At 72.3% G+C, this 5,693-nt stretch carries 8 protein-coding genes; all 8 read right to left on the reverse strand.

The window, feature by feature from the left end:
* Positions 1-344, reverse strand: a 344-nt coding sequence (locus tag BIV57_RS21895; RefSeq protein WP_139275757.1) for a hypothetical protein, incomplete at its 3' end; no start/stop codon positions are given.
* Between the two features lie 31 nt (positions 345-375).
* Positions 376-1,032, reverse strand: coding sequence for a hypothetical protein (locus tag BIV57_RS21900; RefSeq protein ID WP_071658599.1), 657 nt, complete (start codon positions 1,030-1,032; stop codon positions 376-378).
* 102 nt (positions 1,033-1,134) lie between these two features.
* Positions 1,135-1,944 carry a hypothetical protein gene (locus BIV57_RS21905; RefSeq protein WP_071658600.1) on the reverse strand — a complete coding sequence of 270 codons (810 nt, stop codon included), beginning with the start codon at positions 1,942-1,944 and terminating at the stop codon, positions 1,135-1,137.
* 75 nt (positions 1,945-2,019) lie between these two features.
* A complete protein-coding gene (locus BIV57_RS21910) occupies positions 2,020-2,514 on the reverse strand; it encodes a hypothetical protein (protein WP_071658601.1) in 495 nt (164 codons plus the stop codon).
* A gap of 46 nt (positions 2,515-2,560) precedes the next feature.
* On the reverse strand, positions 2,561-3,487 hold the full coding sequence (locus BIV57_RS21915) for a hypothetical protein (protein WP_139275758.1): 927 nt from the start codon (positions 3,485-3,487) through the stop codon (positions 2,561-2,563).
* 44 nt (positions 3,488-3,531) lie between these two features.
* The gene (locus BIV57_RS21920) at positions 3,532-4,449 is read right to left on the reverse strand and encodes a hypothetical protein (RefSeq protein ID WP_071658603.1); all 918 of its coding nucleotides are present in this window, start codon (positions 4,447-4,449) and stop codon (positions 3,532-3,534) included.
* A gap of 56 nt (positions 4,450-4,505) precedes the next feature.
* Positions 4,506-5,270, reverse strand: coding sequence for a hypothetical protein (locus tag BIV57_RS21925; RefSeq protein ID WP_139275759.1), 765 nt, complete (start codon positions 5,268-5,270; stop codon positions 4,506-4,508).
* 87 nt (positions 5,271-5,357) lie between these two features.
* On the reverse strand, positions 5,358-5,693 hold a 336-nt coding region (locus tag BIV57_RS21930), incomplete at its 5' end, for an integrase core domain-containing protein (protein WP_139275760.1).

Consider the following 5,693-nt stretch of genomic DNA (forward strand, 5'->3'; position numbering starts at 1 on the left):
CGCGGTCCGTCCTCGTGCTCGGGGCTGGCGAAGCGGCCGGTGCGGGCGATGGCGGTGGCGGCCCGCGCCCACTGCCCGTCGCCCAGCACGGCTTGATCGACGGGATGAGCGAGCCGGCAATGCCACACCACGAGTCGAGCCGCTGGTCCGTGCTCCTTCGTCGCGTCCAGCGGCTTCTGCAGGTGGCGGGTGGTCAAGTGAAGCAGGTCGGCGCGGTGCGTGTCGGCGGTGGAAGGCGGGTGCGGCAGGCTTCCGGCCAGGTAGGGGGTGGGGCTGTCCGTGCTGGTCAGGAGGCGGGCCAACAGGCATTCGGGACGGTCGGTGCGGTGCAGCTCGGCGATCAACGGCGGCTCCCACAACGGGTGAAGGGATGAGTCAGAGGGTGCGGCGGGCCGCCGGCGGCTGCGCCGCCGCCGGCGCCTCGGCCGGGCCGGGCGCGGCGCTGCTGTTCGCGCTGAGGTGCGTGGTGGAGCGGGCGGCGCTGAAGCGCTCGAACCGGGGTGCGGGGAAGTCGGCCTCCACCTCGCGCAGCACCGCGGCGGTGTCGCGCAGGTAGCTGCGGACGGTGCTGAGCTGCTGGACGGCCGAGGTGAACTGGTGCACCAGGAGGTCCAGGCGCGGGTCGCCGTAGTTGAGGTTGAGCGCGGTGGCGCGCTCACTGAGTGCAGCCATGGCCTGGTCGGCTGCCCGGAGGGGGCCGCCGTCCGCCAGTGCGGCGGCCGCGGCCACGGCGAGCTGCCCGGGGGTGACCGCGGTGCGGATGTGCTCGGCGGAGCCCGGCGGGGCGAGCAGCACATCGACTTGGCACTCCATGCCCAGGGCGGCCAGGCCTGCGGCGGCCGCGGTGACCGTGCGGCGCTGCTCTGCGAGCGGGGCGGGGGCGAGGCGGAAGTAGGGCCGGTCCGCGGCGAGATGGTGCTCGGTGAAGCCCAGCACCGAGAGGGCGTCGCGGCCCTGCTGGGTGGCGGGCGCGGTGGCGTGCACGGCGCCGTCGTCGAGAAGGGTGAAGCTCATCGGCAGAAGATCGGACATGCGACTCCTGAATCGAAGGGGCGAGAGCCATGGGGGTGGGCCGTGCCCACACGGGCGGAAGCGGCAGACGACCTGGCCGCGGAGCGTCGGCGCGGTGTCCCGTCAGCGGTGCCGGTGACGGTCCGAGGAACCCGGCGAAGGGGGTGTCGAGGGGCGGTCGTTGCTCGGGTGGGCGAGGGCGGTCAGGGTGGTGGCAGTGATCGCCGGGTGGGTCGGATCGAAGATCGGCAGCTGCGGTGCCAGGGCCGCGAGCGCGGAATCCTCCGGCGGCGGGGGAAGGGGCCGGCACGGGGCGCAGCCGTAGCGGCGCTCCAACCACGCCTGGGCATCCTCGGCCTCGGGGAACCAGCCCTCGCGCAGCAGCACCGCGCCCTGGTGGGGCCAGGATTCGATCTGCAGCCGGACGTGGTCCTCGCCAGGGTGGGCCAGTAGCGCCCAGCTCTCGCAGAACGAGCCCGGCCCGGGATCCAGCACCGTCCACGAGGCCAGGACCTTGGCCTGCAGCCCCGCGGTCGTGGCTCGGGTGGTGATCCGCCGGGAGAGCGGATCGGCGGGCAGAGCGGCTCCCGGTCCGATGACCAGGTGTTCCACCGGGCAGCGCAGCAGGGCCAGCTGCCGCATCGCCAAGGCGGAGGTCGGCTCCTGGCGGTAGGCCAGGTGGAAGCCGAGCGGGGTGCGCAGCAGCCGAAGGACGCCGAAGATGTCGGCTCCGGGCCGGTCGAACTGCAGGTTCTGGTAGCGGGTGATCGCGAAGTCCAGGCCCTGCCCGCGCAGGGCTCCATGGGCGATGACGTCGGTCTCATCGCCGACGCTCTCCAGATGCAACGCCAGCTCGGCCGACTGATGATCGAGCGCGGCCTGGTCTGCAAGCGGATCGATGTAGTGGGTGCTGAGGAGCAAAGACTTGGCCATCGCCCTCCTGATCAGGGAAGCCGGCGGGACTCAAAGGCGGGTTGGTGATCGACAGAGGGTCTGGGACTGCCCGGATCACATCGCCGGGTTCTCGCAGCCGCGGCCGTCCTCGCCGGACGCCTCCAGCAGTTCGGGCAGCAGCTCGGGGGCCAGCTCCTTGTTGTCCAGCCACCAGCGGGCCAGGCCCACACGGCGGGCCCGCTCCTCCACCTGCTCCCAGTCCGTCTCGCTCATCTGCCCGTCGAGGACCAGGGCCTGGTAGGCGGCGGTCAGCATCTTGCGGCGCATCACCTCGCCGAAGCCGATCTGGCTGTCGCTGCCTTCCAGGGGCGGCAGGTGCTGGTCCTTGGACCAGGCGCGGGCCTCTGCGTGCTCGGCCGCGTGCCGGGTTGCGCGGTGCTCGGGGGTCTCGCTCTCGGCGTCCTTGGCGGCGCGCCAGCAGTCGGTGCACGGGCGCCGGCCGAGCCAGCGGGCGAAGCCCGCTCGCTCGTCGGCCCGCTTGTCCGACAGGTCGTGGGTCAGGCTGTGGCCGCACAGGTGCTCGACGTCGAAGTGGGTGGGAACGGGCATGCCGGAACGTTCCTTCCTGGCCTGATGGGAAGTGATAGGTCGGGGCTCAGCGCCCGGACTTCCGGTGCTTGGGGGCGGGGGAACCCTGCGGGGGTGCGATCGACGAGGACCCATCGCCGCTCGGGCCGGGCTTGTCGCCGTGAACGGCGGACTCGGTGGCGGCCGCAGTCGAGCGCGATCCCGGGGCGGAGAGGGCTTCGACGGCTGTGGCGGCCTGGTCGATGGCGGTGCCAATCGCCGCCAACCCCGGCAGCTGGCCGCGCAGCGCGGCCGCGGTTGCCGTGCCGCGCTCCCCGCACAGCAGCTCTAGGCCGGCGGCGGTGTAGTCCACCAACTGCTGCGCGTCGGCAAGGGCGCTTTCGTTGGTGCGGGTGAGGGCGCGCAAATGCTGTCCGGCCTGCTGCGGGCTCACATCGGCGGTGGCGGCGACGGCGTAGGAGCGGTGGGGGAGGCGGACCGGTTCGGCGTGGATGCGGGACAGCGACCAGTGCGTGGTCTCGAAGACCTTCTGGCTGTCCCGGGCCAGATCACCCAGCAGCCCGGGCAGGTTCGCGTCGGATCCGCCCGGTTGGTGGGAGGCCCACAGTCGTGCGCCGAGCAGGGTCGCGGCGAGCCGGGTGGCCGGCCCGTCCTGCTTGAACGCGACCTCGACGAACGTGCGGTGCAGGCCGCGGCCGAAGCTGTCGGCCTCGGCAGCGGCGGCTGCCCGCGGATTGAGCGGTAGCGTCAGGCTCTGCACGTCGACGGGGATGCGGGCCCGCTTGAGCAGCGTCGCGGCGCGGTTGACCCGCCTGACCTGCTCGGCGCGCGGCAGCCCTGCGGGCAGGGTGTGGAGGGACAGCACCGGCGTGGCGATGAAGCCGGCATCGGCCAGCAGGGAGTCGACTCGTGGGTTGACGGCGGGGGTGAAGGCGGTGATACCGGTGGCGACCACATAGCGGATCACGACCGGGGGCAGCACAACATCGGGCAAGAACAGACTCCCTTGATCGACAAGGCGATTGGGTGGGCGAAGGGTCAGAGGCGGGCGCGTGGCCTGTTCCGCTCCGGGGCAGACGCGGGTGCCACGCTGCGCGGGGTGCCGTTACTGGGCTCGACCTTGGTCCGGCCGGTGTTGGTGGCGGCCAGGGCGCGCTCGACCTGCGCGGCGCCCGCGCCGCCGGCGACCAGGGCCAGGGTCTTCTCCATCCGGCGCAGCATGGGCTTGGCGGCGCGGATGATGTGCGCGCCGAGCCGCATCTGCTGGGCGACTGCGCGGCCGCTGTCGCCGAGGTTGGCCGCGGCGTAGTCGGCCATCCGCTCGATGCGCAGCTGCATGGTGCGCAGCGGGGAGTCGGCGAGTGCGTGCAGGTTCCGCACCAGCAGCGCTGCATCCGTCAGCGGCATCGAGGCGGCCGGGCGGGCAAAGGCCGGGACATACGGATCGTCAGGAAGCGCGCCTCCGGCCAGGCCCAGCACGGCGCCGTGGGTGGTCAGCCATCCCGACAGCACCGCCCCGGAGGCCTCGACCGCCGCCTCGCTCATCGCGCGGACGACCTGTCGGCCGCTGGTGGCGCTCCAGACCTGCAGGGTCGCCAGTTCGTCGATCACTTGCTGCACCGGGGCATCGTGTTCGGCCTGAAGCAGTCGGCTGCTCGCCTCCTGCAACGCCGTGATGGCCATCTCGGTCAGGACCAGCAACTGGGTGCCCGCCAGGTCGGGCAGGTAGGCGTTGGAGACGGTCAGCTTGGCGCTCATCAAAGCCAGTGCGGCGTGGTCGAACAGCCGGTAGCTGTCGGCCGTGTCCGGTGCGGTGAACAGCCCCGGGGCCTTGGTGGGGGCGAAGCCGTCCCCGCGCAGCAGCTCCGCGGCGGTGGCAGCCACCTTGGAGTCGGGGTCGACGGCGACGGCCAGGGCATGGTCGGGCAGGCGGTGGATGACGGCATCAGCGGTCACGAAGAGCCCCCTTCAACGGGGTTGGGGAATCGAGCGGGCGGACACGGCAGCTGGCGTCAGCGATGCCGGCTGTGGGGCGGCGGGCCGTCGTCGGGGCGCGGACTGACCGAGGGGTCGGCCGGATCCGCGTCGGGATCGTGCGGCACGCCGCTGCGTCCGCGGGCCGCCGAGGAGGCCGGCGGTGCGGTGATGTGGTCGGCCACCCGGTTCAGGCCGTCGGGGACCGCGAGGACGCGCTCCGCGCTGCGGGCGAGGACGGCGGCCAGGTCCGCGTCGTCCTCGCCCAGCCCGGCGCGGGCGACGGTGGCCATGTACTGCATCCGCTCGCAGATGGTGAACACCGGTGAGGAGCGGGCCACATACAGGTCGTTGACCTGCCGGGCCGCGGAGGCGGCGTCCAGCAGCGGGTCGCGCAGGGCCAGACCTATGCCGACCTCCACCGCGGTGACGCCGGGCTCGGACCGCGCGAGGGCGGCCTTGAACGCCTGCTGCCACGCCTCCAGCAGCGACCAGCCGGCGTTCGCCAGCGCATCGGCATGAAGGCCGAGAGTGGAATCGGCATGGCTGTCGGCCCATTCGGCGACCTGGCTCAGCGACCCCAGGGCCACCATCAGCGGTGAGGCGGGCCGGGTGCCCAGGCCCCGCAGGTCCCGGACAAACCCGTCCAGCAGCTGCTGGCGGGCGTCGACTGCTTGGTCAGGAGTGAGGGCGTCGGCGCGGTCGGGGTCCGCCACGAACCCGGCGGCCAGCAGATCTCGCACGAGATGGTCGATCGCCTCCGACTCCACGGCGTCCGCGGTGAGCACGGTGGTGTGGGGCATCGCGACCCGAAAGCCCGCGCCGGTCAACATCGCGGTCAATGCGGGGGCATCGGTGTTTGTCAAGTACCGGGTTTGATGGAGAGTCGGTTACCTGGTTTTCTGGAGTGGTGGGTGGGGCTCAGCCGCGAAGTAGGCGGCCTCGTGCTCGGCTGGGGTGACGTGGCCGAGTTCGCCGTGCAGGCGCCGCCGGTTGAACCAGTCGATGTATTCGGCCACCGCGATCTCGACGTCGTTGATGGACGTCCACGGTCCCCTGTTCCGAATCAACTCGGCCTTGAACAAACTGTTGAACGCCTCGGCCAGCGCATTGTCGTAGGAGTCGCCGCGCGAGCCGACCGAGGCCACCGCGGCCTCGTCCGCGAGGCGCTCGGTGTAGCGCAGCGCACGGTATTGCACTCCGCGATCCGAATGGTGCGTCAGACC

This window comes from Mangrovactinospora gilvigrisea, assembly GCF_001879105.1.
GTDB classification, from domain to species: Bacteria; Actinomycetota; Actinomycetes; order Streptomycetales; family Streptomycetaceae; genus Mangrovactinospora; species Mangrovactinospora gilvigrisea.

Bases quoted from the DNA above. Each gene is read 5' to 3' on its own strand.
- BIV57_RS21900 (WP_071658599.1), bottom strand. From the start codon at position 1,032: ATGTCCGATCTTCTGCCGATGAGCTTCACCCTTCTCGACGACGGCGCC.
- BIV57_RS21910 (WP_071658601.1), bottom strand. From the start codon at position 2,514: ATGCCCGTTCCCACCCACTTCGACGTCGAGCACCTGTGCGGCCACAGC.
- BIV57_RS21925 (WP_139275759.1), bottom strand. From the start codon at position 5,270: ATGCCCCACACCACCGTGCTCACCGCGGACGCCGTGGAGTCGGAGGCG.
- BIV57_RS21905 (WP_071658600.1), bottom strand. From the start codon at position 1,944: ATGGCCAAGTCTTTGCTCCTCAGCACCCACTACATCGATCCGCTTGCA.